The organism is Streptomyces sp. JLBJ103 (assembly GCF_058215575.1).
In genome coordinates, this window is sequence record NZ_CM177089.1 from 4,275,871 (window position 1) to 4,302,537 (window position 26,667).

Consider the following 26,667-nt stretch of genomic DNA (forward strand, 5'->3'; position numbering starts at 1 on the left):
CCGCCCGTTTCCCTGCCCGTAGGGGCTGAGAGCGCCCGTACGGGCACTGTGAGGGCCCTCAGCTGCCCGTCACGATGACCTGGACGCCCGCGGGCACTCCGGTCACCCCCGCGTTGCGGGGGCTCAACCGCAGGGTGTGCAGCCGGGGGAAGGCGGCCAGCCAGCTCAGGTCCAGACCGTCCCCCAGGTCGTAGGAGAGCCACAGCTCGGTCAGCCGCTCGGCGACCAGGCCCTCGGTCAGCTGCTCCGGGGTGAAGGCCCCGGCGATCTGGACGCAGGGACGGCCGCCGAGCCGGCGCAGCGCGCTGAGCTCGGCCGCGTCGGACACCGGAAAGTCGAGTTCGCCTTCCTCGAGATGCGCGATGATTTCGTCCGCGTAGCGATCGGTGTCATAGCGCCGCCAGGCCCGCGCGAGCTGTGAACGCACCGCCCAGGACGTACGGTCCCGCAGCCGGGTCAGATAGTCGATGGCGCGGTCGTCGGCTATCGAGGTGGCGGTGACGGCCAGACGATGGGCTTCCTCATCGGATACGCCGGTGGGATCGGGCAGCATTTCCAGTGCGATAGGGCCGATCCAGCCCAGTGCGCGAGCTGCCTCCAGGGAGGTCGGACGGACCAGATCCCGGGTATAGCGGTGCACTCGGGAACGCACCGCGGGGTCCAGCTCCGTCGCATGTTCGAGACAAGCGGCGGCCAGCAGTTTGCGATGGCGGGCATGGACCGGGCGGGTGCCCTTTCGGGCGGCCAGCAGCCCTTCCAGGAGGTAAGCGCATTCATCGGGGCGGGCCAGAGCGACCGACATTCTGATCACTTCTTCCCAGTCGTCCAGGTGGGCGTGGTCGATGAGGAAGTCGAAATCGTGCCGTTCCACCACCGCTCTCGCACTCAGATAGTCCTGGAAGGTGCGGTGCACAAAATCGACCGACCCGGGGGTGGGCTCGCGCAATAGTCCGGTGCGGTGGAGCAGATGCCGGTAGATCTCCTCCGGCTCGCCCTGCCGTGCGGCATGGGGAATGGAGGGAAGGTGCTGGGCGAAGGTCTCCAGGGCCACGGCCCGGTCCATTTCGGACCGTCCGTTGACCAGCATCCAGTGCGCCAGCTTCTGGAGCAGCCGGATCTTCGGTTCCTGCGGCAGGTCGATTCCATCGGGCGGCACCATGGCCCGCTCGCGGTCCCGGCGTTCCAGCAGCATGGAAAGGGCCGCGTCATAGAGGGCTTTGCGGCCGCGCGGCAGATAGCCGCGGCGGTCCCGGTGCAGGGCGCAGATCAGTCCGCACATCAGCGGATTGGTGGCCAGCCGCCCCAGTTCACGGGATATCCGCACGGCGTCCAGCAGCGTTTCCTCATATGAGCCCAGCCGGTCCAGATCGGTGCCGTCCTCGCGCGCCGCGGCGTGCCAGCGCTGAATGAAAGCGGTAACGCCCTCGGAGCTGAGCGGGGCCAGCTTCAGTTCCGTGAAGCGCTCGGCGGCCAGCCAGTTCTCGCGGACGGCGGACGGGCGGGAGGTGACCAGCCAGACGTTTCCCGGATAGCGCGCGGGAAGTTCGCGCAGCGCCTGCCGCAGCTGTTCCCGGTCGCCTTCGGGTGCCTCGTCGATCCCGTCCACCAGCAGCAGCCCGCGGCCCGCGGACAGCACCCGCTCGGCCCATCCGTCGGGCTGGGTGTCCGCCTGCGGGTGGCGGACGGCGGACAGAAAGCGGTCGGGCGGTGGAAAGCCGCCCTGCCGGAACCGGCGCACCGGCAGGACGAACGGCACCCGGCCGCGCAGCCGGGCCAGCTGACCGGGTAGCCGTCCGCGGGCCACGGAGACCGCCAGCCACTGCACCAGCGTGGTCTTGCCCGACCCCGCCACCCCCCACAGCAGCACCCGGTCGTGGCTGGCGAGCGCCTGCTCCGCGGGGGCGGTGGGCCCCGCGTCGGTCTCGGTCTCCAGGCTGAGGTAGGCGGTGTCCAGCGGCCAGGTGTCGGGGGAGTGGGCCAGGTCGATGCCGTAGATCGTCAGGTGGTCATGGCCCGCGATGATCCCGCGGGCGTAGACCTCCTCGAACGCGGCGTCCGTGCCGGCCGCCCGCTCGGCGAGGCCGCGGGCGACAAACGCCGACCGCCGGACGAGGAAGCGCAGGATCTCGTCGCACACCGCGTACAGGACGGCGGTGTGCAACCGGGCGGCGCCGGGCGGCAGTTCGCGATCGGCGTCCGGGGCGGCGACCGCCAGATGCCGGGCGAACGCCTCGGGCCCGAGCCGCACCGCCCGTACGTCGTCCATGTCGACGGTGCCGAGGGCGTGCAGGCTGCGGGCGAGCGCATCGGTGACCACCCGCTCCGCCTCGCCGTCCCGGCCGTTCCGCGCCTCGGCGGGAATTGCTTCCCGCAGCGCCTTGGCGGGAGCGGCTTCCCGCAGCGCCTCGGCGACCAGCGCGCCGGCGATCCGGGTGAGATCGCGTTCGGTGAGTGTCCGGCGATCGCCCTGGAAGGAGACCAGGGCGGATATGCGCACCGGACGGTCGGCCGGTGGCCCGCCGGGCCCCTCGGCCGCGAAGAGCTGTGTGATCAGCGGTACGACGACGTCCGGCGCGAGTCGGACTCTGTTGGCTGCGGGATCCATAGAGCCCCGGTCCCCCCGTGGCGGTGTCGGCCGTTTCGAAGCCTCCAGGGTAGGACGGGCCGGGGGTCCGGCGCGGGGGGTTCACAGGGCGGGCAGAGGCATGGGCGGGTGGGTGCGTGCGCCCGTACGAGGGTTTCGCCGGTGGCCCGCGCAGTGGGGCCGCGGTCAGAACTGCTGGTCGTAGCCGCCGCTTTCACGGCGGACCGCCCGCAGCCCGCGCTCCACGGAGACCACTCGCTCGGTCAGCTCACCGAGCCGCTGTTCCAGCCGCTCCAGCCGGAGTTGATTGCCGCGCACCGCTTGGAGAAGGGTGCGTACGGCGGGGTCGGCCGCGGGGTCGGCGACGAAGAATCCGGGTTCGAGCAGCCCCTCCATCAGCACCCCGTCCTCGACGAGCCGCCGGTAGGCGGAGTCGACCGCCTTGGTGAGTTTCCGCAGCTCGGTGGCGAGTTCCTCGGGGTCGGGCAGCCGGTCGCCCGGCCGGTACGTCCCCGCGTCGATGTCCTCGCGGATCCTCGCCTCGACATCGTCGGACCGCAGCGTCCTGCGCATCTGCTCCATGCCGCGAATCTATCGACGCCGGGCAGAGCGGACGGAAAGCCGGGGGAACGGGAAAACGACAACGGCCCGGCCCCCGCCGTCCGGGGGCCGAGCCGTCGTGCCGGGGTCACTTCTTGACGGTGATACGGTCCGCGGCCGGCGGGGCCAGCGGGGAGGACGCCGAGGAGTGGGCGCCCAGGTAGGAGGTGAACGCCTCCAGGTCGGAGGCGCCGACCAGCTTGTTCTTGCCCTCCTTGAAGACCGGGAAGCCGTCGCCGCCGCCCGCGAGGAACTCGTTCATCGCCACGCGGTAGGTCTTGGCCGGGTCGATCGGCTCACCGTTCAGCTTCACCGAGCCGGTGTCGATCCGGTCCTTGCCGGATTTGGTGAGGTCCAGGGTGTAGGTGAAGCCCTTGGACACCTGAAGGATCTTCGGGCTGTTCTCATTGGCACCGCTGACCTGCTGCTGGAGCGCGGTGATCAGCTGGGCGCCGGTCAGGTCGAGCACGTTCATCATGTTGGTGAAGGGCTGCACGGTGAACGCCTCGCCGTAGGTGACCACACCGTCCCCCTCACTGCCCGACGCCTCGTACGCCAGATCGGAGCGGATACCGCCCGGGTTCATCAGCGCGAGCTGCGCACCGCCCTTGTCCGCGGGGGAGAGCGCCTCCACCTGGCCGTCGGTGATGACATCGCCGAGCGGCGTCTCGTAGGCGGTGGAGCCGCGTCCGGGGATCTCCGCGGAGACATAGCCGACCGGCTTGTTGGCGATCGGCGCGGCCAGCTTGTTCCAGCGCCCGATCAGCGAGGTCATGTCCGGGGCCTTGGGCTGCTCACGGCTCACGACGTGGTTGGCCGAGTCGGCGCCCTTCACGGAGGTCCGGACGATGTCGCCGGTGCGCCGGTCGTAGGTGAGCGTGGTGTCCGTGTAGAGCCGTCCGAAGGAGGCGGCCGAGGTCACGGTGCGCGGGGTGCCGGACGGGTCCGGGATGGTGCATGCGTACGCCTGGTGGGTGTGGCCGGTGACCAGGGCGTCGACCTTCGGGCTCAGATGCTTGGCGATGTCGACGATCGGGCCGGAGACCCCGTCGCCCGCGCCCGGACTGTCGCAGTCGTAGTTGTACGAGGAGGAGGCGGGCATCCCGCCCTCGTGGATGAGCGCGACGATCGACTTCACGCCCTTGCGGTACAGCTCCTTGGCGTACTTGTTGACCGTCTTGACCTCGTCGTGGAACTTCAGTCCCTTGACGCCGTCGGCGGTGACGACGTCCGGCGTGCCCTCCAGCGTGACGCCGATGAAGCCGATCTTCACGCCCTTGTGCTTCCAGACCGTGTAGGGCTTCAGCAGCGGCTTGCCGGTCTTCTCGTCGGTGACATTGGCCGCCAGATACGGGAAGTCGGCGCCCTTGAACTTCTTGCCCTGCTCGAAGCAGCCGTCCTTGGGGTGGCAGCCGCCGTTCTGCATCCGCGTCAGCTCGGCGCGGCCCTCGTCGAACTCGTGGTTGCCGACCGAGGTGACGTCCAGATCCAGCTTGTTGAGCGCCTCGATGGTCGGCTCGTCGTGGAAGAGACCGGACAGCAGCGGGCTGGCGCCGATCATGTCGCCACCGGCCGCGGTGACCGAGTACGGATGGCCCGCACGGGCCTTGCGCAGCGAGGCGGCGAGGTATTCGACACCGCCCGCCGGGACGGACTTGGTGGTTCCGTCGGCCTGGGTCTCGGTCACGGCGCCCGAGGAGCCCTGCGGCGGCTCCAGGTTGCCGTGCAGATCGTTGAAGGACAGCAGCTGTACATCGACGGTGCGGTCCTGCCGGTGGCCCGGCGCGGCCGTGGTGTCGGCGCCCGCCGGGTTCGCGGCGGACAGAGCGCCGGCCGTGGCCGCGAGGACCGCGACCCCCGTGGCCAACCGGCGTGCCGTCCCGCGCCGTTGAGGTCTCGCTGGCATGTCTCCCCCTCTTACCCGTGGTGGTCGGTCGGCCGAAGCATACGGTCAACGCGCGTAGCGGGGCAGGGGGATGAGGTTACGAGCTGGTTGCGTACGGAAGACCGCTACCCGGTGGTTCGCCCATTGGGGGGAAATGTCCCTCGCCGGGGAACGCCGGGGCGGCACGGCCGAGTCGTAGGCTCGGCACCATGAATGACGTGGTGAACGAGACGGCCGGCGCCCGGCGTATCGAGGTCCTCGAGGAGCTCCCGCCCGCTGTGGTCCAGGATGTGCTGCGCCTGATCGCGGAAGCCGCGCGCACCGACGGCCAGCAGGCGGTGTCCGAGCAGGGTCGGCTGCAACTGCGGGGGCAGCGGCCGGGGGTACGGCATCTGGTGCTGCGCGAGCCGAGCGGGGAGCTGGTCGGCTACGCACAGCTGGAGGACACCGACCCGGTGGAGGCCCCGGCCGCCGAACTGGTCGTCCACCCAGCCCGCCGTGGTCAGGGGCACGGCCGGGCGCTGGGGGTGACCCTGCTGAGGGAGTCCGGCAAGCGGCTGCGGGTGTGGGCGCACGGCGGCCATGCCTCCGCCCGCCATCTCGCCCAGGTGCTGGGGCTGACCCTGTTCCGTGAGCTGCGTCAGATGCGGCGGCCCCTGGGGTCGCCCGCGGAGCTGGGCATCGACGAGCCCACGCTGCCGGAGGGGATCACCGTACGGACCTTCCGTCCCGGCGAGGACGACGCCGCCTGGCTGGCGGCCAACGCCGCGGCCTTCGCCCACCACCCCGAGCAGGGCTCACTCACCCAGCGTGATCTGGACGACCGTATGGGGGAGGTCTGGTTCGACCCGCGGGGCTTCTTCCTCGCCGAGCGCGCGGGCGAGGTCGTCGGCTTCCACTGGACCAAGGTGCACGGAGAGGAGGGCCTCGGCGAGGTGTACGTGCTGGGGGTGCGGCCGGACGCCCAGGGCGGCGGCCTCGGCCGGGCGCTGACCGCGATCGGCCTGCGCCACCTGGCCGCGCAAGGGCTGCCGACCGCGATGCTGTACGTGGACGCGGACAACAGCGCGGCCGTCTCCGTCTACGAACGGATGGGCTTCGTCACCCACGAGACGGACCTGATGTACCGCACGGAGACCTGAGCCCCGCCGGGAGTGTTTCCGAAAGAGTGTTTCCGAAAGGCCCCGGACGCCTCCGGGGCCTTTCGGCCGTCTCCGGGGCGGGCCCGTACGCCCCTGGCCGTGTCCCTGGCTGGGCCCTGGCCGAGGCCCCGAGGCATGTGGGAGCGGGAGTCGGGGTAGGGTCCGGGCCGCGCCCCTCGCGGCCGGACGCGCGTCTGCCGGGCCGGGGTCCGCGCCGGGGTCCGACGCACCCGCACCGGACCCCCGCCGCCGGGCGGGAGCCCGGGGACGAGCCCCCGCCGCCGCGTGGGCGGGCTTCGGCGGGACGCATGTGGGCCGCGTTGCCTGTGCGACGAGTCGCCTGTGAGTCGAGTTGCCTGTGGGGCGAGTTGCCTGTGGGTCGGGTCCCGATTTCCTACGCGCCATGTCTTCGTTACCGACGGTTCAATCTCGGTTGCGAGCATCACTGAATGCAGTCCGCTGTGCCGCATTCGTCGATCCGGAGGCTCCGTGCCGCAGTCGCACCCGCGTCCGCCACGCCGTCTTCCGCTCCGGCGCGGAACAATGAGGTCATGAGCCACTCCAGCGGTCAGGCACCGGTTCACCCGCAGCCTCAGCCCCAGCCCTCGGTCGGTTCGATCGCGGCCCACCGGCCGCATGCCGTTGCCGTCCCGCCGGTGCGGTCGCTCGACCCCGACCTCGACGCCGACCCGGACGTCTACGAGGGCTCCGGTCCGGACGCGGAGAACGGTGAGCTGCCCCAGGGGCGGTTCCTGGACCGTGAGCGCAGCTGGCTGGCGTTCAACGAGCGGGTGCTGGAGCTCGCCGAGGACCCCGCGACCCCGCTGCTGGAGCGGGCCAACTTCCTCGCGATCTTCGCCAGCAACCTCGATGAGTTCTTCATGGTCCGGGTCGCGGGCCTGAAGCGGCGCATCGCCACCGGTGTGGCCACCCGCTCCGCCTCCGGGCTCCAGCCGCGTGAGGTGCTGGAGCAGATCTGGACCCGGTCCCGTGAGCTCATGGCCCGGCACGCCGCCTGCTACCAGCAGGACGTCGCCCCGGCGCTGGCCGAGGAGGGCATCCATCTGATCCGCTGGCCGGATCTCACGGAGAAGGAGCAGTCCCGCCTCTTCACCCTCTTCCGGCAGCAGATCTTCCCCGTGCTGACCCCGCTGGCCGTGGACCCGGCGCACCCCTTCCCGTACATCTCGGGGCTTTCGCTCAACCTCGCCGTCGTGGTGCGCAACCCGGTGAGCGGCCATGATCACTTCGCACGTGTGAAGGTTCCGCCGCTGCTCTCCCGGTTCCTGGAGGCGTCGCCGCAGCGCTATGTGCCGCTGGAGGACGTGATAGCGGCGCATCTGGAGGAGCTGTTCCCGGGGATGGAGGTGCTCGCGCACCACATGTTCCGGGTGACCCGCAACGAGGACCTGGAGGTCGAGGAGGACGACACGGAGAACCTGCTCCAGGCCCTGGAGAAGGAGCTGCTGCGGCGCCGCTTCGGGCCCCCGGTGCGGCTGGAGGTCGAGGAGTCCATCGACCCGTACGTCCTGGACCTGCTGGTACGCGAGCTGAAGATCTCCGATGCGGAGGTCTATCCGCTGCCCGGCCCACTCGACCTCACCGGGCTCTTCGGGATAGCGGCGCTGGACCGGCCGGAGCTGAAGTACCCCAAGTTCGTGGCGGGCACCCACCGTGATCTGGCCGAGGTGGAGTCCGCGTCGGCCCCCGACATCTTTGCCGCGCTGCGCGAGCGGGACGTACTGCTGCACCACCCGTACGACTCCTTCTCCACCTCCGTCCAGGCGTTCCTGGAGCAGGCCGCGGCCGACCCGGACGTCCTCGCGATCAAGCAGACGCTCTACCGCACCTCGGGCAAGTCGCCGATCGTCGACGCGCTCATCGACGCCGCCGAGTCCGGCAAGCAGGTGCTGGTGCTGGTCGAGATCAAGGCCCGGTTCGACGAGCAGGCCAACATCAAGTGGGCGCGCAAGCTGGAGGAGGCCGGCTGCCACGTGGTCTACGGCCTGGTGGGGCTGAAGACCCACTGCAAGCTGTCGCTGGTGGTCCGCCAGGAGGGCGACACCCTGCGCCGCTACTCCCACGTCGGCACCGGCAACTACCACCCCAAGACGGCACGGCTCTACGAGGACCTGGGGCTGCTCACCGCCGACCCCAAGGTGGGCGCAGATCTGTCCGACCTGTTCAACCGGTTGAGCGGCTACTCCCGCCGGGAGACCTACCGGCGGCTGCTGGTCGCCCCCAAGTCGCTGCGCGACGGGCTGATCACCCGTATCAACAAGGAGATCACCCACCACCGCGCGGGCCGCCCCGCCTCGGTGCGGATCAAGGTCAACTCGATGGTCGACGAGGCCGTGGTCGACGCCCTCTACCAGGCCGCGCGCGCCGGGGTGCCGGTCGACGTCTGGGTGCGCGGGATCTGCGCGCTGCGGCCCGGCGTGCCGGGACTCTCGGAGAACATCCGGGTCCGCTCCATCCTGGGGCGCTTTCTGGAGCATTCGCGCATCTTCGCGTTCGGGAACGGTGGTGAGCCGGAGGTGTGGCTCGGCAGCGCCGACATGATGCACCGGAATCTGGACCGCCGGATAGAGGCGCTGGTGCGGGTCACCGACCCCGCCCACCGGGCGTCGCTCAACCGCCTGCTGGAGACCGGTATGTCCGACTCCACCGCCTCCTGGCATCTGGGCCCGGACGGCGACTGGACGCGGCATGCCACGGACGCGGACGGACAGCCGTTGCGGAACGTACAGGAAATGCTCATAGACGCCCGGAGGCGACGGCGTGGCTCAACGACATGACCTGCCGCTGGTCGGGAGGACGGACGCCGGCCGGCCGCCCGGCACCCCGCCCCGTGGCGCCGGTCCGGACGGCCCCCAGGACACCAGAGGTGGCACGCACCCCGGGGGGCCCGGGGGGTACGACACGGCGGAGCGCATCGCGGACCCGGTCCCGGACACGCACCCGCCCATGGCCGGGGAGGTGCTCGCGGCCTATCTGAACGCGCAGGCCGGGGACTTCCTGCGGAGTCTGCGGCTGCACCGCGAGGCAGGCTCCGACGGTGAGGAGGCCGAGGAGGCCGCCCGGCTGCTGCGCCGGGCCGCCCGCCGGATCAGCGGCGCGCTGTCCGTCTACCGCCCGCTCACCGACACCGCCTGGTCCGATGAGCTCCGCGCCGAGCTGGCCTGGCTGTCCGGCACGCTGGCGCTGGAGCACGCGTACACCGAGCGGCTGTCCCGGCTGCGCGGTGCCCTCCACCGCCTCTCCGGTACCGGCGGCCCGCCGGACCGGCCCCCGGCGGAGGAAGCGGCCGCGGTGGGAGCCGCGGCAGGTACGGCAGCTGAGGCGGCCGGCGGCGGGGGTACGACGACGGCGTCCGCCGGAAGCACGGCCGCCACGGCCCGCCCCGCACGGGCCGCCCGCCGCAGTGTCTCCCTCGCCACCGGCGCCCCGGACCCGGCGCCCGCCCCGCGCCGGGGCACGGCGGACGGCGCGGACCCGGCGGAGGGGACCGAGGAGACGTCCGGTACGGCGGTCGGCAAACGGCCGGACAAACGGTCCGACCAGCGCGCCGACGGACCGGACAGCACAGGACGTCCCACCGCCCCCCAGCGGGCCGGTGGTGCGGACGGGGGCCGGGGCGCCGGGCTGACCGTGGGGGCAGCCCGCGCCGGGGCCCTGCTGGAACGCCAGCTCACCCTGGCCCGGACCCGGGCCCACACCGCGGCCCTCCAGGCACTCGGCTCTTCCCGCTGCCATGCGGTCGCCGACACCGTGGCGCTGCTCGCCTCCGAGGTGCCGCTCGACGAGACCGTCGCCCAGCGCCCCGCCGAGCAGGTGCTGCCCCCTCTCGCCGAGCTGGCGCACCGGCGGCTGGCCGAGGCGGTGGACGGGCTGCCGCTGGGCCGCGCCGGACACCCGTACAACGCCGAGGCCCTGATCCATGGGCTCGCCGCGACGCCCGCCGCCGACGCCCCGCCCGCCAGCGAAGAGCAGGACGCGCCCTGGCACCAGGTGCGCCGGCTGCTGCGGATGCGCCGCTACGCGCTGGAGGTGCTGGAGCTGGCGGAGCCGCCGAAGCCGCCGACGGCCCCGGACGAGGCGGCCGGACCCGGGCTGGTGAACGGCCCGGTGGAGCCCCGGCTGTCCGTACGGCTGCTGGCCGCCGCACAGGCGCTGGAGCGCCACCGCGACGCGTCCGAGGCGGCCGCCGCCGCGGCAGCGGCGGCGCGTACCCCGCGGATCGCCCCGGCCACGGCGTACGCGCTCGGCGTGCTGCACGCCGATCAGCGCCATGAGGTGGAGGCGGCCCGCTTCGCGTTCGGCCGGATCTGGCGGCGCACGGCGACCAGAGCGACCTGAAGACCGGACACGACCAGGCACGACCAGGCACGTACAGACACGAGCAGATCCGAGCAGGTACAGGCAGACACGAATACGCACGAGCAGGCACCAGCTATCCGCGGCGACCGGGGAGGCGGGACAGCAGATGGCTCAGCGGAATTCCCAGGGCTCGGCCAACGGCGGCGCGGGGGCGCCCGCCCCGCCCGTCCTCGCGGCGGGCTGTGTGCTCTGGCGGCGCGCCCCCGACGGCGGGCGGTTGGAGATCGCGCTGGTCCACCGCCCCCGCTACGACGACTGGTCGCATCCGAAGGGCAAGCTCAAGCGGGGTGAGGACGCGCTGCGCGGTGCGGTGCGCGAGGTCGCGGAGGAGACCGGGATGGGCTGCGCACCCGGCGCCCCGCTGCCCACCCTCCGCTATCTGGCCAAGGGCCGTCCCAAGGAGGTCCGCTACTGGGCGGCGGAGGCGGTCCACGAGGAGCCCTTCGTCCCCAACCGCGAGGTCGACCGGCTGGTCTGGCTGCCGCCCTCCGCGGCCCGGCTGCGGCTGACGTACGACCATGACCGCTTCCTGATAGACGCGCTGCTGGCCGCGGTGCCCCTGTCGTAGCCACGGACCTCGGTGAGCCGTTGAGCGTCAGAGCCGCGGCGCCAGCGCGTCCCAGCGGACCGTGAGCTCGCCCTGCCGCCAGCGCCGGGGCCCGTCCACCAGCGGCCAGCCCGCGGCGCGGAGCGTCTGGGCGCTGCGTATCCAGCGCTGCCGGGCGCTGAGCGCCGCGTACGGGGCGGCGGCCGCCCAGGCGCGGTCGAAGTCGCGCAGGAAGGTGTGCACCGGCTCGCCCGGCACATTGCGGTGGATGAGCGCCTTGGGAAGCCGTTCGGCCAGGTCGGAGGGGCGTTCGAGGGAGCCGAGCCGGGCCGCGAAGGTCACGGTGCGCGGACCGTCCGGGGCGAGGGCGACCCAGACGTGCCGCCGCCCGATCTCGTCGCAGGTCCCCTCCACCAGCAGGCCGCCCGGGGCCAGCCGGGCGCAGAGCCGCCGCCACACCTCGGCGACCTCGCCCTCCTCGTACTGCCGCAGCACATTGGCCGCCCGGATGAGCGTGGGCCGGGCGCCGTCCGGCAGCGGCACCTCGAAGCCGCCGTGGGCGAAGGCGAGCCCCTCGCGCTCGTACGGCCGGGCGGCATCGACCCGCACCGGGTCGATCTCCACCCCGACCACCCGGGCGCCGGGCCGTACCGTGCGCAGCCGGGCCAGCAGTTCGACGGCGGTCCAGGGCGCGGCGCCGTAGCCGAGGTCGACCGCGACGGGAGCCTCGGCGCGGCGCAGGGCGGGCCCGTGGGCGGCGGCGATCCAGCGGTCCATGCGGCGCAGCCGGTTCGGATTGGTGGTCCCGCGGGTCGCCGAACCGATCGGGCGGGTCGGCGGCGGTACGCGGGCGGGCATGGCGAGAGCTTATGGGGTGACTCGGGAGGGCCGACCGTCCGGTCGGCGGTCACGCACCGCACCCGTCCCGCTGCTCGAACGTCACACTTTGGCAAAAGCGGAAATGGGAACGAGGCGTTCCGGTGTTGACGGTTGCAACGGTGAGAAGGGGCAGCACGCCCCTGGGTAGGAGGTATCGCGCGGTGAGCCAGCACGCTTCCCGCCTCGGCGGTCTGCGAGGCCGATCCTCTGTGACGTTCGGCGGCCATCCCCACGCGCGCTTCCGGCGCGTGCTGCGCCGGCCACGGCGGATCGCGATGCTCAGCGTGCACACCTCCCCCCTGCACCAGCCGGGCACCGGCGACGCGGGCGGGATGAACGTCTACATCGTGGAGCTCGCCCGGCGGCTGGCCGCCCTCGACATCGAGGTGGAGATCTTCACCCGGGCCACCAACGGCGGGCTCCAGCCCTCCGTCGAGCTGGCGCCCGGGGTGCTGGTGCGGCATGTGGACGCCGGTCCGTACGAGGGGCTGGCCAAGGAGGACCTCCCGGCGCAGCTGTGCGCGTTCACCCACGGGGTGATGCGGCAGTGGGCGGACCACCGCCCCGGCTACTACGACCTGGTCCACTCCCACTACTGGCTCTCCGGCCATGTCGGCTGGCTGGCCGCCGAGCGCTGGGGCGTACCGCTGGTGCACGCCATGCACACCATGGCCAAGGTCAAGAACGCCGCCCTAGCAGCCGGGGACACCCCCGAACCCGCGGCCCGGGTCATCGGCGAGCAGCAGATCGTCAGCGCCGCCGACCGGCTGATCGCCAACACCGCCGAGGAGGCGGAGGAGCTGGTGCGCCACTATCAGGCGGCGCGCGACCGGCTGGCGATCGTGCACCCGGGGGTGAACCTGGAGCGGTTCCGTCCGGCGGACGGCCGGGCGGCGGCCCGCGCCCGGCTCGGACTGCCGCCCGACGCGCTGATACCGCTCTTCGCCGGACGCATACAGCCGCTCAAGGCCCCCGACATCCTGCTGCGCGCGGTGGCCCACCTGCTGGAGGAGGATCCGTCGCTGCGCGAGCGACTCGTGGTGCCGGTGGTCGGCGGGCCGAGCGGCAGCGGTCTTGCCAAGCCGGAGCGGCTCCAGAAGCTGGCGGCGCGGCTGGGGATCTGCGATGTGGTGCGGTTCCAGCCGCCGGTCGCCCAGGACGAGCTGGCCGACTGGTACCGGGCGGCGTCGGTGCTGGTCATGCCGTCCTACAACGAGTCGTTCGGACTGGTGGCGATCGAGGCGCAGGCCTGTGGCACCCCGGTGGTGGCGGCCTCGGTGGGCGGTCTGCCGGTGGCCGTGCGCGACGGTGTCAGCGGCACCCTGGTCGGCGGCCATGACCCGGCCGACTACGCCCGCGCCCTGCGTCCCTTCGCGGACGAGACGGGGCGTGTGGAGCGGATGGGCGCGGCGGCGGCCCGGCACGCGCGGGCCTTCGGCTGGGACACGGCCGCCGCGGCGACGGCGGAGGTCTACATGGAGGCGATGCGTGAGCGGCGTCGCCTACGATCGGCCCATGGGTGACGCCAACACCAACGCCACCGGTGCCGGTAGCGGAGCCGACGCCGACGCCGCCAGGACCGTGATCGAGCAGACGCTGCGCGACGCCGAGCTGGAGTGGGAGAGCCCGTCCGAGGGGACGTACGTCGTCACACTCCCGGGCACCCGCAAGCTGTCGACCACCTGCTCGCTCCGCGTCGGCAGGCACTCCCTCTCGATCAACGCCTTTGTGATCCGGCACCCGGACGAGAACCACGACACCGTCCACCGCTGGCTGCTGGAGCGCAACACCCGGCTGTACGGGGTGAGTTACGCCATCGATCCGATGGGCGACATCTATCTGGTCGGGCGGCTGCCCCTGGCCGCCGTCACCCCGGACGAGCTGGACCGGCTGCTCGGCACCGTCCTGGAGAACGCGGACGGCAGCTTCAACACCCTGCTGGAGATGGGCTTCGCCACCGCGATCCGCAAGGAGTACGCATGGCGTACCGCGCGCGGTGAGTCCACCCGGAACCTCGAGGCGTTCACCAACCTGACGCGCGACGTGACGGGCTGACCCACCCGCCGCCCGCCGTTGAAAATCTTCGAAGTCGCGGTGAAGAAAACCGCTCCGTGACGGCTCTTCATAGTGAACCGGCGTCCAGCCGGGAACCATGAAGGGGAGACACAACGGTGCTCATGGACAATCCGTGGCTCACGGTGGCAACGGTCGTGACGGTGGGGGTGCTGCGGCTGATGGGGGACGTCATTCGCTGGCTGGCGGCGCGTTCGGGAGAACGGATCCGGGCGCGGCTGCTGGTGGAGTTGGTACGCGGGTCGGGGCCGGGCACGGTCCTCACCGACCACCGGGCGGACGGCGCGGCGCTGACCGTCCGCCGGCCGGACGCGGAGAGCGGCCGGGGCGTCGGAGCCGATGTGCGGGGCGCGGATGTGCGGGGCGGGGGTCCGGTATGAGCGACACGGCCGAGGAGACCACGCGCGACGAGGAGTTCGACGCGTTCTACGCCCGCACCAACCGCCGGCTCACCGCCCACGCCCTGATGCGGTTCGGCCGCGATCGGCAGGGCGTCGAGGATGCCCTCCAGGAGGCGTACATCGAGGCGATGGAGCGCTGGCCCACGGTGCGGTCCTGCCCCTCGCCGGAGGGCTGGGTACTCACCACCATGCGGCGCAAGCTGGCGCGTGACGGGCGGCGCTGGCGGAATCGCTGGAAGCCGGCCGAGCTGACCGTCCCGGCCTCCCCGACCGCCACGGTGGAGGAGACCTCGGAGGCGCTGGCCACCCTGCGCGCGCTCACCACCCTGCCGCCGCGTCAGCGCGAGGTGATCGTCATGGCCACCTCGGGCATGAGCTACCAGGAGATATCCACCGCACTCGGGATCACCACCCGGGGCGTGGGCAGCAATCTGCACAAGGCCCGCGCCCGGCTCACCCTGTTACTGAGCATCCCGCCCGGTTCCGACCGCGAAGGCGAGCGGCTGATGAGCCTGAGCCCGCGCGACCCACTGTGCGCGGCGCTGTCGGCCGCCGCCAGATGGCTGCTGGACGGGTTGTGCGCGGAGGAGCGCGATCGGGGACGCGGACTGGGTTCCGGCCGGGGGCGCCGGTGATCGCCGCCGTCCGCGTCCTACTGGCCATGGCCCTGCTCGCGGGGTTCTACGCGCTGGTCGCGGTGATGGTGCTGCTGTGGGTGGGCATCCTGGTGGTGGCGTTGTGGAGCGCCGGACAGCCGGCCGCCACCACGCCCCCGACCAACATCATCCTGCTGTGTGCCGCGTTCGCCCCGGTGATCGCCGGGATGGTGTGGGCGGTGATCCGTACCGCCCGGCCCGCCGGACCGCCCGCGGGCACGGTGTGGGTCAGCAGGCGCGGGGCGCCCGGGTTATGGGCCGTGGTCGAGGAACTGGCCCTCGCCGTGGGCACCCGGCGCCCGGACCACATCCGGCTGACCACGGAGGTCAACGCGTCCGTGACCGAGGACGCCTCGTTCCTGGGGCTGGTGCCCGGCTCCCGCACCCTCTGTCTGGGGATGCCCCTGCTGGCGGGGTTGCCGCCCGCCGAACTGCGCGCCGTCCTCGCCCATGAACTGGGCCACTACTCCCGCCGCCACAACCGCTTCGGCGCCCTCGCCCACCGCGGTACCGCCGGGCTCGACGCCGCACGGCAGGCGATCCTGGACGCCTCGGCCGCCAATGACCTGGTGCGGATGTACGCGGGCGGCCCGCGGGCGCTGGTCGGTCTGTACGCACGGGTCTTCCGTTGGCTCACCCGGCCGGTGCGGCGGCGGCAGGAGCTGGAGGCCGACCGCGAGGCCGCCCGGGTGACCGGGGCGGACACGGTGGCTGCCGCGCTGCGCTCCACGGCCGTACTGGAGCGGCTGTGGCCGGAGTTCATCGCGGAGTTCCTGATCCCGATGCGCCGGGCGCGCGGCTGTGTGCCGGACGATCCGTTCCGGATCTTCGCCCGGCTGGCCGAGGCGCCCGAACTGCGGGAGCTGATGGCCGAGCTGTTGAGCGAGGCGATGCGGCGGCCCGCCGACCCCGACGACCCGCACCCGGATCTGGCCACCCGCCTCCGCCGACTGGAACGCCTCCCCGGGGCCCCGGGCCCGGCCGCACCGGACACCGACGGTCCGGAGACCGTGGCCGTACCCGCCCGCTACGTGGCCGAGTTGGGCCGGTCGCTGTTCTCCGGGGCGGGGGAGACGGTGCCCTGGCGCGACTGGCTCGCCCTGCTGGCCGCCCAGCGCGCGACTCGGATCCTGACCCCGCTGGCGGAGGCGGTGCGCACGGTCGAGAAGGAGGAGGCGGGCGGGGAGCGGCCCGGCCCCCTGACGATCCATCGGGTGCTGCGGCTGGTGGACAGCGGCCGCAGGATGCCGCTCGCCCGCGCCCTTAACTCCCGTCTTGACCCGGCTCTTGACCCGGCCGGGTCGGTGGCGCGTGAGCCGCTGGAACCGCTGGCCGCCGCGCTGGCCGTACTGATCGGGGCGCAGCTGGTGGCGGGCGGCACCGCGTACTGGGCGATGCACTGGACCGGGCCGGGCACCCTCGTTCCGCCCGACGGCATCGCGCCCGAGACGATCCGCTCCTGGGCCGAGACCGCCGTCCAACTCCCCGGCCAGACCCAGCGGTTGGGGCTGCATCTGGCCGCCCTCGGGGTGGACGAACGCAGCCCCCTGCCCGACCGGGCCGGGACCAGCGCGGCCGACGGCGCGCCTCGGGAGGAGGTGCGGGAGGTCAGCATCGCCCCCCAGGTGTCCGCGCCCGCGCGCCGGCGTATCGGCGCGGTACGGACCCTGGCGCTCACGGTGCTGCTGGGGGTGACGGGGCTGACGTTTGTGCTGTGGATCGGCCGGGGCGAGGTGACGTATCCGGGGACCCCGGTGACCCGTTGGACCCAACAGCCCGGCGGCCCCTACAGCTCGGACCCGGCTCCGGGCGCCGTCCCCACGTACGGTCTGCCGACGGGATTCCCCACGTACGGCCTCCCGACCGGATTCCCTACGCACAGCCTCCCGACCGGCCCGGCGCTGCCCACCGACCTCCGGCTGCCGTCGCCGCGGCTGCCGAGCATCGACATCAACTCGCTCCTGCCACGCCCTACGCCTTAGGCCCTCCTCCTGCCGATCTTCGCGGGCTCGCGACGCCTGGCACCGCGCCTCGCCACGTTGTCGGGATCGTCCGAGTACACCCGGTACGAGGACGACCCTCCTGCGATCCTCCCCCAGCTACCGCTGGGAGGGGCCCCTCACCAGACGCCGCGGGCTGATCCACGAAGATCGACAGGACAGGACCTAGCCCGGGAGCACGCGAGCTCGGGTTGTCAGCCGACGGTGTCGGCGTCCCGCACCACCACCGCCGCCCCGCCTTTCACCTCATCCGCGGCTTCCACCGGCCGGGTCCGCAGTCTGCGCCCCAGCGCCGCGTACCCGGCGGCCGCCACGACCCCGACCACCGCGGTCCCCGCCCACAGGGTGTCCGCGCCGAAGTGGTCGATGACCGTGCCGCCCAGCAGCGGACCGGTCAGCGAGGCGAGCGACCAGGACAGTACGTGCATCCCCTGGTAGCGGCCGCGGCCATGGGTGGGGGAGAGCCGGGCCACCAGACCCATCTGGGTGGGGGAGTTGATGATCTCGCCGAGCGTCCAGACGGTGACGGCCAGCGCGTACATGCCCACCGATCCGGCGAAGGCGGTGAGTCCGAAACCGCATCCGGTGAGCAGCGCGGAGGCGACGAGCAGCGGCGCGGGAGCACGGTGCTCGATGAAGCGGGTCACGGGGATCTGTACGGCCACGATCAGCACGCCGTTGGTCGCGATGGCCAGCCCATAGTCGGAGCTGGACAGCCCGTCCTCGCCCATCGCCACCGGCAGGGCCACAAAGCCCTGGAGGAAGACCATCGCCAGCAGGTACGACAGCGCGACGACGGCCATGAACCGCCGGTCGCGCAGCACCGTGCCGAGCCCGATCTCCGGCCCGTCCGCGGCGGGCCCGTCCGCGTTCCGCTCCGGGCGGGACTCCGGCAGCTTGACGAAGACGATGACCGCGCAGAGCAGGGTCATCGCCGCGTCGCTCAGGAACAGGGTCAGATAGCCGTGCTTGGCGATCAGCCCGGCCGCCATCGCCGAGAAGGCGAAGCCGAGGTTGATCGCCCAGTAGTTGAGCGCGAAGGCCCGGATCCGGTCCTCGGGCGCCACGATGTCGGCCATCATCGCCTGCACCGCGGGCCGGGACGCGTTGCTCGTCATGCCCACCAGACAGGCCACGACCGCGATGGCGACCGGGTTCTGGACGAAGCCGAGCACGGCGACCGTGACGGCTGTCGAGAGCTGGGACACCAGCAGGGTGGGCCGCCGCCCCAGCCGGTCGGTCAGCACCCCGGCGACCACCGCCGACACCGTCCCGCCCAGTCCGTGCAGCGCTCCGACCAGTCCTGCGAAGGTCGCCGAGTAGCCGCGATCGACAGTCAGGTACATGGCAAGGAAGGTGGCGACAAAGCCGCCGAGCCGGTTCACCAGTGTGGAGGTCCACAGCCACCAGAACGCCCGGGGCAGCCCCGACACACTCTCCTTCGCTGCCTGTCGCAGCCGGACAACGGACTTCGGCGACATCGGTGACCCCCCGTGGATCCATGCGCACCCATCACGCAATGTAAGTTCCTACTTAGTTGAACGCACCTTACGGATCCCGTCGTCGAGCCGCTACCGGATTACCGGAGTCCGCCCACTGGTACGCCACCGACCCCCTCCGACCGGTCCAGTAGGCTCGAGCGCATGGCCGACGCACCGTACAAGCTGATCCTGCTCCGTCATGGCGAGAGCGAGTGGAACGCGAAGAACCTGTTCACCGGCTGGGTGGACGTCAACCTGAACGAGAAGGGCGAGAAGGAAGCCGTCCGCGGCGGTGAGCTGCTGAAGGACGCCGGCCTGCTCCCCGACGTGGTGCACACGTCCCTCCAGAAGCGCGCCATCCGCACCGCGCAGCTCGCCCTCGAAGCGGCCGACCGCCACTGGATCCCGGTCCACCGCAGCTGGCGCCTCAACGAGCGCCACTACGGCGCCCTCCAGGGCAAGGACAAGGCCCAGACCCTCGCCGAGTTCGGCGAGGAGCAGTTCATGCTCTGGCGCCGCTCCTACGACACCCCGCCGCCTCCGCTGCCCCGCGACGACGAGTACTCCCAGTTCTCGGACCCGCGCTACGCCACGCTCCCGCCGGAGGTGCGCCCGCAGACGGAGTGCCTGAAGGACGTCGTCGTCCGCATGCTCCCGTACTGGTTCGACGCCATCGTCCCGGACCTGCTCACCGGCCGCACCGTCCTGGTCGCCGCCCACGGCAACTCGCTGCGCGCGCTGGTCAAGCACCTGGACGGCATCTCCGACGCCGACATCGCGGGCCTGAACATCCCCACCGGCATCCCGCTCTCCTACGAGCTCGACACCGACTTCCGCCCCATCACCCCGGGCGGCACCTACCTCGACCCGGAGGCCGCGAAGGCGGCCATCGAGGCGGTCAAGAACCAGGGCAAGAAGAAGTAACCCTGACTGATCAAGCCCCCTGTCCGCGGTTTCTTCGCGGGCAGGGGGCTTGTGCGTGGGTCGGGGCCGTCTCTGGGTCGTCAGACCTCGGAACGCCGACGTCAGCGATGGGGCGTGAGCCCACATTGCAGGGCGTGTCGGGTGACGTGCTTCGCGTGTCGATAACGGACAGATTGCGGCACATGAGATGACTTCTACCAGTTTGTCCCAAGTGGGACCCGCACTGGAACAGGAGCATGTGCATGGCATCACAGGCAACGGCCCATAGACCCCGCCCCAGCATGCGGCGGCTGACGGCGGTCATGCTGACCCTGGGCACGGTCGGAGCGCTCGCCGCCGCGGCGCCGCCCAGCGCGGGGCACACGCCGCACCCGCACCAGGCCGATCACGGCTTCCGGGAGCGCGACCTCGTCTCCGACATCGTGGGCAGGGCGGAGAAGTTCGATCCGAACCTGGTCAACTCCTGGGGTCTGGCCCGCAAGAACAGCGGTGAGATCCTCGTGTCGGACAACGGCTCCGACAAGGCCACGGCGTACTCGGGCGCCGTGGACGATCAGCCGGTCAACATCTCCCCGCTGGTCGTGCCGTTCCCCGACGGCGCCGCTCCGACCGGGGTCGTACGCAACGACACCGACAACTTCCGCTTCAGTGCGGGCGGGAGGTCCGGCCCCGCCCGGTTCATCTTCGCGGGGGAGGGCGGCGCCTTGTTCGCGTTCAACCCGGACGTGAGCCCGAACGCCGTCCAGGTAGCGTTCGAGCCCAGCGACGGAACGAACGCCGTTTTCAAGGGCCTGACGCTGGTGCCGGGCGAGAGGAAGGACAGGGGGAACCACAGGAAGGGCAGAGCGGGCGAGAAGGGCCGCGACCACCGCGACCACCGCGAGCCACGCCTCCTCGTCGCGAACTTCCGTGACGCCCGCGTCGACAGTTTCGACACGGATTTCAACCTGCTGCCTGCCGACGACCGGTTCCAGGACCCGAACCTGCCCGCCGGCTTCGCGCCGTTCAACATCAAGAAGATCGGCGAGAAGATCTTCGTGACGTACGCCTTGCAGGACGCGGACAGGGAAGACGACGTCCCCGGTCCGGGCAACGGCTTCATCAACGTGTTCAACACCGAGGGCAAGCTGCTCAGGCGCTTCGCGAGCCAGGGGGTGCTCAACTCGCCCTGGGGCCTGGAAACGGCACCCGCGGGGTTCGGGAAGTTCTCCTGTGACCTGCTCGTCGGCAACTTCGGAGACGGCCGCATCAACGCCTTCGACCTGAGGACCGGCCGGTTCGAGGGCACCCTGGAGGACCCCGAAGGGAACCCGATCGTGATCCCCGGCCTGTGGGGGCTGCAACGCGGCACCGACCAGTCCGGCGGCAGGGAGAGCGTCTGGTTCGCCGCGGGAATCGAAGACGAGGAACACGGGCTGCTCGGTACCCTGCGCGCCGAGAAGTGACCCGTCACCCACACCGCGAGCACCTGCCCTGGCCACAACCTCTGCCGGCTCCCCAAGATCCCCGGCAAGACCCAGGGGTAGCAGGAGCAAGTTTGTGATCACGCCCCCGACCTGCGCCTATGGAGCAGATCGGGGGCGTTTCACGGCCTGGGCCCACTCTGGGCCCTCAGCGCCCCACGGCTAGCGGCCGAGCCGGGATCGGCTTGTCGTTCGGTGAGGTACCGCCGGAAGAAGGCGTCGATGTGGGCGGTGCCGACCTGGCGTTGACGGGCTTCGGTCAGTTGGGGTTCATAGGTGGAGCCACCGGGTTCGGTGCACTGGCCGGGGTGGTCGTCGTCGTGACCGGCATCGTCATCGGCGGCGACCTCTCCGCTGTCCGGCGACCACTGTGTGTTGAAGTAGTTGTGATTCGCGCCGTGTATCTCGACCTTGTGGAACCCGGCGGAGCTCCTGGCGGTCGCGTCGGCGGCGAAGGAGAAGGCATCACGGCCGACTTGACCGTCGCAGGTCCCGCGGATCACGGCCATGGGGGTCTTCGTGATCTCGTACGCGGACATGTCCTCGGTCATGACGTTGTAGGCGGGAGCCAGCGCCATCACCGCCCTGACCTTGACGCCGGCGGGCCACTGGGCCTTGTGACGATCGGCTGCCTGCCATGTCACGCCTGCGCCGCCACGGGAGTGGCCCATGGTGCCGACCTTGTTCAGGTCGATGTGGTGGCTGAAGCTGACGCGTTGCGGCTTGCGGTCTCGTCGGCGCGTTCCGCGATACGGCCACGGTTTCGGGTAGTGCACGGTCGCGGCGATCTCGACCGGTTCCCCGCTTCCCGGCAACCGATAGGCCTGGTCACCCAGGTTGTAGGTGACGGCAGCGACGCCCCGCGGCTCCTGGTCCGACGTCTCGAGGGGCGCGGCGGACGCGAGGCTCCCCGCCATGGCCTGCGGCAGGAAGAGGACCGCCGTGGACACGGCGAGTGTGCGGGCTCGAAGCAGGCGGCCGCGGGCAGCCGTGGCTGTGTCGTTGTGCTTCACAGACGGTCTCCATGGGCGGTGAGCGGTGGCGCCGACAGGCAGCTGCCAGGCGCCGGACGATGGCTTCATCAGTCAGAACCGCGAGACGAGGCCCCGGGGTTGCCCGCCCATGGAATCCGGCGTGGCCGGGTTCTCACCGTCCCGCCCGCACGCGGCACACCGTGGCGCACGCGGACACCGTGAGCGCCGGGGCATAGCCTCCCGCCGTGAGCACGAGGAGGGCCCGGGACCGCATCGCGGTCCCGGGCCCTCCTCGCGTACGGATGGGTCAGCCGCAGCAGCCGCCGCACTGGCAGGGGCCGCCGGACTGGCAGCCGCAGCCGCAGCTCGAGCCGCAGCCGCAGGCGGCGAGCGGGGGGAGCGGGGGGCGCCGGTCGGCCGCCGGACGGGCGGCGGGAATGGGCGTGACGCTGGGCTTGGCGAGGTCCGCCATGTGTCGCCTCCTCGAGAAGGTCACCTGCTGCTCATGGTGCCGTTCCACCGTCCGTGCGCAGGGGCGCACGGACGGCGCGCGGAGGCATGCGGACGGGGCGGTGTCACGCCCCTTCGACGGTGTCCTGCTGCTGGGCGAGCTCGTCCGCGTGCTCGCCGGTGACCAGGTAGACGACGCGCTTGGCGACCGAGACCGCGTGGTCGGCGAACCGCTCGTAGTAGCGGCCCAGCAGGGTCACATCGACGGCGGTCTCGATGCCGTGCTTCCAGCGGTCGTCCATCAGGTGCTGGAAGAGGGTGCGGTGGAGCATGTCCATCGCGTCGTCGTCCTGCTCCAGCTGGAGCGCGAGGTCGACGTCCTTGGTGATGATGACCTCGCCCGCCTTGGCCATCAGCCGCTGGGCGAGCTGGCCCATCTCCAGGATGGTGGCGTGCAGATCGCGGGGGACGGCGGTGTTCGGGAAGCGCAGCCGGGCGAGCTTGGCGACGTGCTGGGCGAGGTCGCCGGAGCGCTCGAGGTCGGCGCTCATCCGCAGGCTGGTGACGACGATCCGCAGATCGGTGGCGACCGGCTGCTGCCGGGCCAGCAGGGCTATCGCACGGCTCTCGAGTTCGCGCTGGAGATCGTCGACCTTCTCGTCGGCGGCGATGACGCTCTCGGCGAGCTTGAGATCCGCGTCCAGTATGGCGGTGGTGGCACGGCCGATGGCCGAACCGACCAGCCGGGCCATGTCGACCAGGCCCTCCCCGATCGAATCCAGCTCCTCGTGGTACGCGTCCCGCATCACTGACCTTCTCTCACTGACTCTCGCTGACGGATCTCCGTGGAGATCTGATCGATCTCCGACCGGCAGACGTGGACTCGCGCCCGCGCCCCCACACTCCCACGTTCCGGCCGAAACGCGTCCTGCTCCGGCATCGGAGGTGAACCACACCGGACCCCTCGGTGAACTCTCGGCAACATGCCCCTCGCATCACCGTGCCCGACCCCCTCGGCGGACGGTCCGGGGTGAACCGGCACCGACCCCCCGGTGAACTCTCGGCAACGTCTGTTCGAGGGGATCGCCGCAGGGCTGTAGTGGGGTCCGGTGCCCCGCATAACCTGGATGCATGAACGTGAACGCGGCGATCGCCGCAGTGGCGGCGCTCGCCGGGCTCTGCACCGGTGTGATCGCCATGCTGGCGTTCCGCTGGAGCGAGCGCGAACAGGCGAAGCCTACGCGTTCCTCGCTGCACACGGATGCCGTGCTGCCGCCCGGTGTGGACACCGTCCTCTCGGTCCTGCGGTCGTCCGCGGTCGTCCTCGACGAGGCGGACGCCGTGGTGAAGGCCAGCTCGGCCGCGTATGCGCTGGGCCTGGTGCGCGGCGGCAAGCTGGCCGTCGAGCCGATGCTGGCGATGGCCCGTGAGACCCGGCGGGACGGCGAGATCCGCCAGATCGAGCTGGATCTGGCGCGGCGCGGCGGCGGCCGGGGCGGCGACGCCCTCGCCGTATCGGCCAGAGTGGCTCCGCTCGGCTCCCGGCTGGTGCTGCTGCTGGTGGAGGACCTCACCGAGGCCCGCCGGATCGAAGCGGTCCGGCGCGACTTCGTGGCGAATGTCAGCCATGAGCTCAAGACCCCGACCGGCGCGCTGTCCCTGCTGTCCGAGGCCGTGATGGACGCGTCCGACGACCCCGAGGCGGTCACCCGCTTCGCCGGGCGGATGCAGGTCGAGGCGACCCGGCTGACCAGCCTGGTCCAGGAGCTGATCGATCTCTCCCGGGTGCAGAACGACGACCCGCTGGAGGACGCCGAGCCGGTCCGGGTCGACGAGCTGGTCGCCGAGGCCATCGACCGCTGCCGCCATCAGGCGGGCACCAAGCACATCACCATGGCCACCGGCGGCACCGCCGAACTGCACGTCTGGGGCAACCGCGGCCAGCTGGCCGCCGCGCTCGGCAACCTCGTCGAGAACGCGGTGAACTACAGCCCGGCCCGGACCCGCGTCGGCATCGCCGCCCGCCGTATCCCCGCGACCGGGGGCGATCTGATCGAGATCGCCGTCACCGACCAGGGCATCGGCATCTCCGAGAAGGACCGCGAGCGGATCTTCGAACGCTTCTACCGCGTCGACCCCGCCCGCTCACGGCAGACCGGCGGGACCGGCCTCGGTCTCGCCATCGTCAAACACGTGGCCGCCTCGCACGGCGGGGAGGTCACGGTGTGGAGCGCCGAAGGACAGGGCTCCACCTTCACCCTGAGACTCCCGGAAGCCGGTGCGGCGCGGGACCGGGACCGCTCGTCGAGCGAGTCGTACGAGACCGGGGCCGACCTCGATGGTGAGGAAGCGGACCAGGACCGGCCGTACGAGACCTTCTCCAATGAACCACTTTCTGCCCCGGAGGTCCTTCCGTGACCCGAGTTCTGGTCGTCGAGGACGAGGAATCGTTCAGCGACGCGTTGTCGTACATGCTCCGCAAGGAAGGATTCGAGGTCGCGATCGCGGCTACAGGCCCCGAGGGGCTCGATGAGTTCGAGCGGAACGGCGCCGATCTGGTGCTGCTCGACCTGATGCTGCCGGGGCTGCCCGGTACGGAGGTGTGCCGGCAGCTGCGCGGCCGCTCCAATGTTCCGGTGATCATGGTCACCGCCAAGGACAGCGAGATCGACAAGGTCGTCGGGCTGGAAATAGGCGCGGACGACTATGTGACCAAGCCTTTCTCCTCCCGCGAGCTGGTGGCCCGGATCAGAGCCGTGCTGCGCCGCCGCGGCGAGCCCGAGGAGGTCACCCCCGCGGCCCTGGAGGCCGGACCGGTCCGGATGGACGTGGACCGGCATGTGGTCACGGTCGACGGCGGCAAGGTGGACCTCCCGCTGAAGGAGTTCGACCTGCTGGAGATGCTGCTGCGGAACGCGGGCCGGGTACTGACCCGGATGCAGCTGATCGACCGCGTCTGGGGCGCGGACTACGTGGGCGACACCAAGACCCTGGACGTCCATGTGAAGCGGCTGCGCGCCAAGATCGAGCCGGACCCGGGCACCCCGCGGTACCTGGTCACCGTGCGCGGTCTGGGCTACAAGTTCGAGCCGTAGGCCGGACCGCGGCCCAGGCGGGCCGAGGTGTGCGGAGAGGGCCCCGGAAGCGACTGCTTCCGGGGCCCTCTCCGTGAGATCAGTGGGCGTTCGACGTCGGCTCGCCGGAGGCGATGTCGTTGCCGGGGCGACTGGTCTGGTCGGTACCACCGGGCTTGGTGGTGCCGCCGGGCTTGGTGGAGGCCGAACCGGACGGCTTGTCCCCGGGCTTGGTGCCATGGCTCGCCTCGTCGGACGGGGTGCCCGTCGGTGTGCCGGACGGCTTGCCCGGCGTGGCGGTGGGCACCTCGGACGGGCCCCAGCCCTCGAAGTAGTGCCGCGCCGGGACGACGAACGCGGTGATCGGGACGTCGCCGGTGCGGTTGAAGTCGAAGACGACGCGCTGGGCGTCACCGTCCCGGGCGGCCTCCCGCCCCTTGGCGATGACCGCGGAGGGGTTGCCCTTGCCGCCGAGGATCACCGAGCCGCCGGCCGGGACCACGATCGGGCCGGAGCCCTTCTTCGCGGGGGCGAGCTTCACGCTCGCGCCGGTGCCCGGAAGGGTGATGTCCTTGAGGGTCTCGTTCCGCGTGCCGACGTTGAAGATCTTGCCGGTGACGACGGCCGGGCCCTTGGCCTTGAGGTCCGGCTGGGTCACCACATTGACGTTCTGGATCTTGATGGTGCCGACGGACGTCGCGGCGTTGTCGGGCTTGATCTCCTGCGTCTGCGCGTCGTTCCCGGCCGCGCAGGCGGAGAGCGGGGCGACCGAGACCACGATGGCGGCGGCGGCGAGGGCGCCGCGTCGAAGGCTGCTGCTCACGGCGGCGGCATCTCCTAGGACGAGGTAAAAGGTTGGATCAGCGGGCTTAGGTTACCGATCCACCCTCTTGGCCTCGCACCCGACCCGCCTCCTGGACGCGGGGCAGGGCCTGGGGGCCCTTCTGGAGCCGTCCTGAATATCGGTTCGTTGATCCGGCCCGGAGATTATCGGTAAGGAATCCGTGGATGTCCCGGAATTGATCAACGGAGTGATCCGGTCCTCTCGTGATCAATTCGTGAATCGGGGCCGGATCTGACACCTCCTGGCCCGAACGGAGTAGCGGAAGTCCATCGACTGGACTCCGGCAAAACGGGACGTACGGTCGCTCGTG

General features: G+C 71.6%; 22 protein-coding genes. 13 read left to right on the forward strand and 9 right to left on the reverse strand.

From position 1 onward, the window contains the following. Window positions 1–58 precede the first annotated feature (58 nt). The 3 genes from AC4BEG_RS18835 to AC4BEG_RS18845 form a co-directional block, all read right to left on the reverse strand. Window positions 59–2,605: an NACHT domain-containing protein gene (locus tag AC4BEG_RS18835; RefSeq protein WP_490700912.1), complete on the reverse strand. Its 2,547-nt coding sequence runs from the start codon at window positions 2,603–2,605 to the stop codon at window positions 59–61. Window positions 2,606–2,770: 165 nt separating this feature from the next. Beyond that, window positions 2,771–3,166, reverse strand: a complete 396-nt coding sequence (locus AC4BEG_RS18840; RefSeq protein ID WP_490700913.1) for a GntR family transcriptional regulator — start codon at window positions 3,164–3,166, stop codon at window positions 2,771–2,773. Between the two features lie 106 nt (window positions 3,167–3,272). Beyond that, window positions 3,273–5,090 (reverse strand): bifunctional metallophosphatase/5'-nucleotidase, encoded by a 1,818-nt coding sequence (locus AC4BEG_RS18845; protein ID WP_490700914.1) that lies wholly within the window; start codon window positions 5,088–5,090, stop codon window positions 3,273–3,275. 188 nt (window positions 5,091–5,278) lie between these two features. On the opposite strand from AC4BEG_RS18845, the gene mshD reads away from it, so the two are divergent. The 4 genes from mshD (at window position 5,279) to AC4BEG_RS18865 (ending at window position 11,159) form a co-directional block, all read left to right on the forward strand. Further along, window positions 5,279–6,211 carry a mycothiol synthase gene (gene mshD, locus AC4BEG_RS18850; RefSeq protein WP_490700915.1) on the forward strand — a complete coding sequence of 311 codons (933 nt, stop codon included), beginning with the start codon at window positions 5,279–5,281 and terminating at the stop codon, window positions 6,209–6,211. 551 nt (window positions 6,212–6,762) lie between these two features. After that, on the forward strand, window positions 6,763–9,009 hold the full coding sequence (locus tag AC4BEG_RS18855; RefSeq protein ID WP_490700916.1) for an RNA degradosome polyphosphate kinase: 2,247 nt from the start codon (window positions 6,763–6,765) through the stop codon (window positions 9,007–9,009). 169 nt (window positions 9,010–9,178) lie between these two features. Continuing rightward, complete coding sequence (locus tag AC4BEG_RS18860; RefSeq protein WP_490700917.1) at window positions 9,179–10,570, forward strand: CHAD domain-containing protein; 1,392 nt, start codon at window positions 9,179–9,181, stop codon at window positions 10,568–10,570. Window positions 10,571–10,697: 127 nt separating this feature from the next. Then, window positions 10,698–11,159, forward strand: coding sequence for an NUDIX hydrolase (locus AC4BEG_RS18865; protein WP_490700918.1), 462 nt, complete (start codon window positions 10,698–10,700; stop codon window positions 11,157–11,159). Between the two features lie 27 nt (window positions 11,160–11,186). Here the strand turns inward: AC4BEG_RS18865 and AC4BEG_RS18870 are convergent, their stop codons facing one another. After that, on the reverse strand, window positions 11,187–11,996 hold the full coding sequence (locus AC4BEG_RS18870; RefSeq protein ID WP_490700919.1) for a class I SAM-dependent methyltransferase: 810 nt from the start codon (window positions 11,994–11,996) through the stop codon (window positions 11,187–11,189). Between the two features lie 182 nt (window positions 11,997–12,178). Between AC4BEG_RS18870 and mshA the strand changes: the two genes are divergently transcribed. The 5 genes from mshA (at window position 12,179) to AC4BEG_RS18895 (ending at window position 17,129) form a co-directional block, all read left to right on the forward strand. Then, window positions 12,179–13,540 (forward strand): D-inositol-3-phosphate glycosyltransferase, encoded by a 1,362-nt coding sequence (gene mshA / locus AC4BEG_RS18875; protein ID WP_490700920.1) that lies wholly within the window; start codon window positions 12,179–12,181, stop codon window positions 13,538–13,540. After that, window positions 13,533–14,072, forward strand: a complete 540-nt coding sequence (locus AC4BEG_RS18880; RefSeq protein ID WP_490700921.1) for a type III secretion system chaperone family protein — start codon at window positions 13,533–13,535, stop codon at window positions 14,070–14,072. Before mshA ends, AC4BEG_RS18880 begins: the two co-directional genes overlap by 8 nt. Before the next feature lie 122 nt (window positions 14,073–14,194). After that, the gene (locus AC4BEG_RS18885) at window positions 14,195–14,470 is read left to right on the forward strand and encodes a hypothetical protein (RefSeq protein ID WP_490700922.1); all 276 of its coding nucleotides are present in this window, start codon (window positions 14,195–14,197) and stop codon (window positions 14,468–14,470) included. After that, on the forward strand, window positions 14,467–15,126 hold the full coding sequence (locus AC4BEG_RS18890) for an RNA polymerase sigma factor (RefSeq protein ID WP_490700923.1): 660 nt from the start codon (window positions 14,467–14,469) through the stop codon (window positions 15,124–15,126). The genes AC4BEG_RS18885 and AC4BEG_RS18890 overlap by 4 nt, the downstream gene beginning before the upstream one ends. Further along, window positions 15,123–17,129: a M48 family metalloprotease gene (locus AC4BEG_RS18895; RefSeq protein ID WP_490700924.1), complete on the forward strand. Its 2,007-nt coding sequence runs from the start codon at window positions 15,123–15,125 to the stop codon at window positions 17,127–17,129. The genes AC4BEG_RS18890 and AC4BEG_RS18895 overlap by 4 nt, the downstream gene beginning before the upstream one ends. 212 nt (window positions 17,130–17,341) lie before the next feature. Here the strand turns inward: AC4BEG_RS18895 and AC4BEG_RS18900 are convergent, their stop codons facing one another. Then, window positions 17,342–18,628 carry an MDR family MFS transporter gene (locus AC4BEG_RS18900; protein ID WP_490700925.1) on the reverse strand — a complete coding sequence of 429 codons (1,287 nt, stop codon included), beginning with the start codon at window positions 18,626–18,628 and terminating at the stop codon, window positions 17,342–17,344. A 162-nt stretch (window positions 18,629–18,790) separates the two neighbouring features. Here AC4BEG_RS18900 and AC4BEG_RS18905 point away from each other — a divergent pair, with 162 nt between their 5' ends. Together AC4BEG_RS18905 and AC4BEG_RS18910 are read left to right on the forward strand one after the other, a co-directional pair. Then, window positions 18,791–19,552, forward strand: coding sequence for a phosphoglyceromutase (locus AC4BEG_RS18905; RefSeq protein ID WP_490700926.1), 762 nt, complete (start codon window positions 18,791–18,793; stop codon window positions 19,550–19,552). Between the two features lie 242 nt (window positions 19,553–19,794). Then, a complete protein-coding gene (locus AC4BEG_RS18910; protein WP_490700927.1) occupies window positions 19,795–20,997 on the forward strand; it encodes a TIGR03118 family protein in 1,203 nt (400 codons plus the stop codon). A gap of 140 nt (window positions 20,998–21,137) precedes the next feature. On the opposite strand, the gene AC4BEG_RS18915 is transcribed toward AC4BEG_RS18910, so the two are convergent. The 3 genes from AC4BEG_RS18915 to phoU form a co-directional block, all read right to left on the reverse strand. Continuing rightward, on the reverse strand, window positions 21,138–22,028 hold the full coding sequence (locus tag AC4BEG_RS18915; protein ID WP_490700928.1) for an alpha/beta hydrolase: 891 nt from the start codon (window positions 22,026–22,028) through the stop codon (window positions 21,138–21,140). A gap of 268 nt (window positions 22,029–22,296) precedes the next feature. Beyond that, entirely contained in the window at window positions 22,297–22,461 is a 165-nt protein-coding gene (locus tag AC4BEG_RS18920) for a hypothetical protein (RefSeq protein ID WP_490700929.1), read from the reverse strand. A gap of 103 nt (window positions 22,462–22,564) precedes the next feature. Beyond that, window positions 22,565–23,245, reverse strand: a complete 681-nt coding sequence (phoU, locus tag AC4BEG_RS18925; RefSeq protein ID WP_490700930.1) for a phosphate signaling complex protein PhoU — start codon at window positions 23,243–23,245, stop codon at window positions 22,565–22,567. 325 nt (window positions 23,246–23,570) lie between these two features. Between phoU and phoR the strand changes: the two genes are divergently transcribed. Continuing rightward, complete coding sequence (gene phoR, locus AC4BEG_RS18930) at window positions 23,571–24,857, forward strand: two-component system sensor histidine kinase PhoR (RefSeq protein WP_490700931.1); 1,287 nt, start codon at window positions 23,571–23,573, stop codon at window positions 24,855–24,857. Continuing rightward, the gene (phoP, locus tag AC4BEG_RS18935) at window positions 24,854–25,534 is read left to right on the forward strand and encodes a two-component system response regulator PhoP (RefSeq protein WP_176182212.1); all 681 of its coding nucleotides are present in this window, start codon (window positions 24,854–24,856) and stop codon (window positions 25,532–25,534) included. Before phoR ends, phoP begins: the two co-directional genes overlap by 4 nt. Before the next feature lie 79 nt (window positions 25,535–25,613). Here phoP and AC4BEG_RS18940 read toward each other — a convergent pair whose 3' ends face one another. Next, window positions 25,614–26,336 carry a DUF461 domain-containing protein gene (locus AC4BEG_RS18940; protein WP_490700932.1) on the reverse strand — a complete coding sequence of 241 codons (723 nt, stop codon included), beginning with the start codon at window positions 26,334–26,336 and terminating at the stop codon, window positions 25,614–25,616. Window positions 26,337–26,667: the final 331 nt, after the last annotated feature.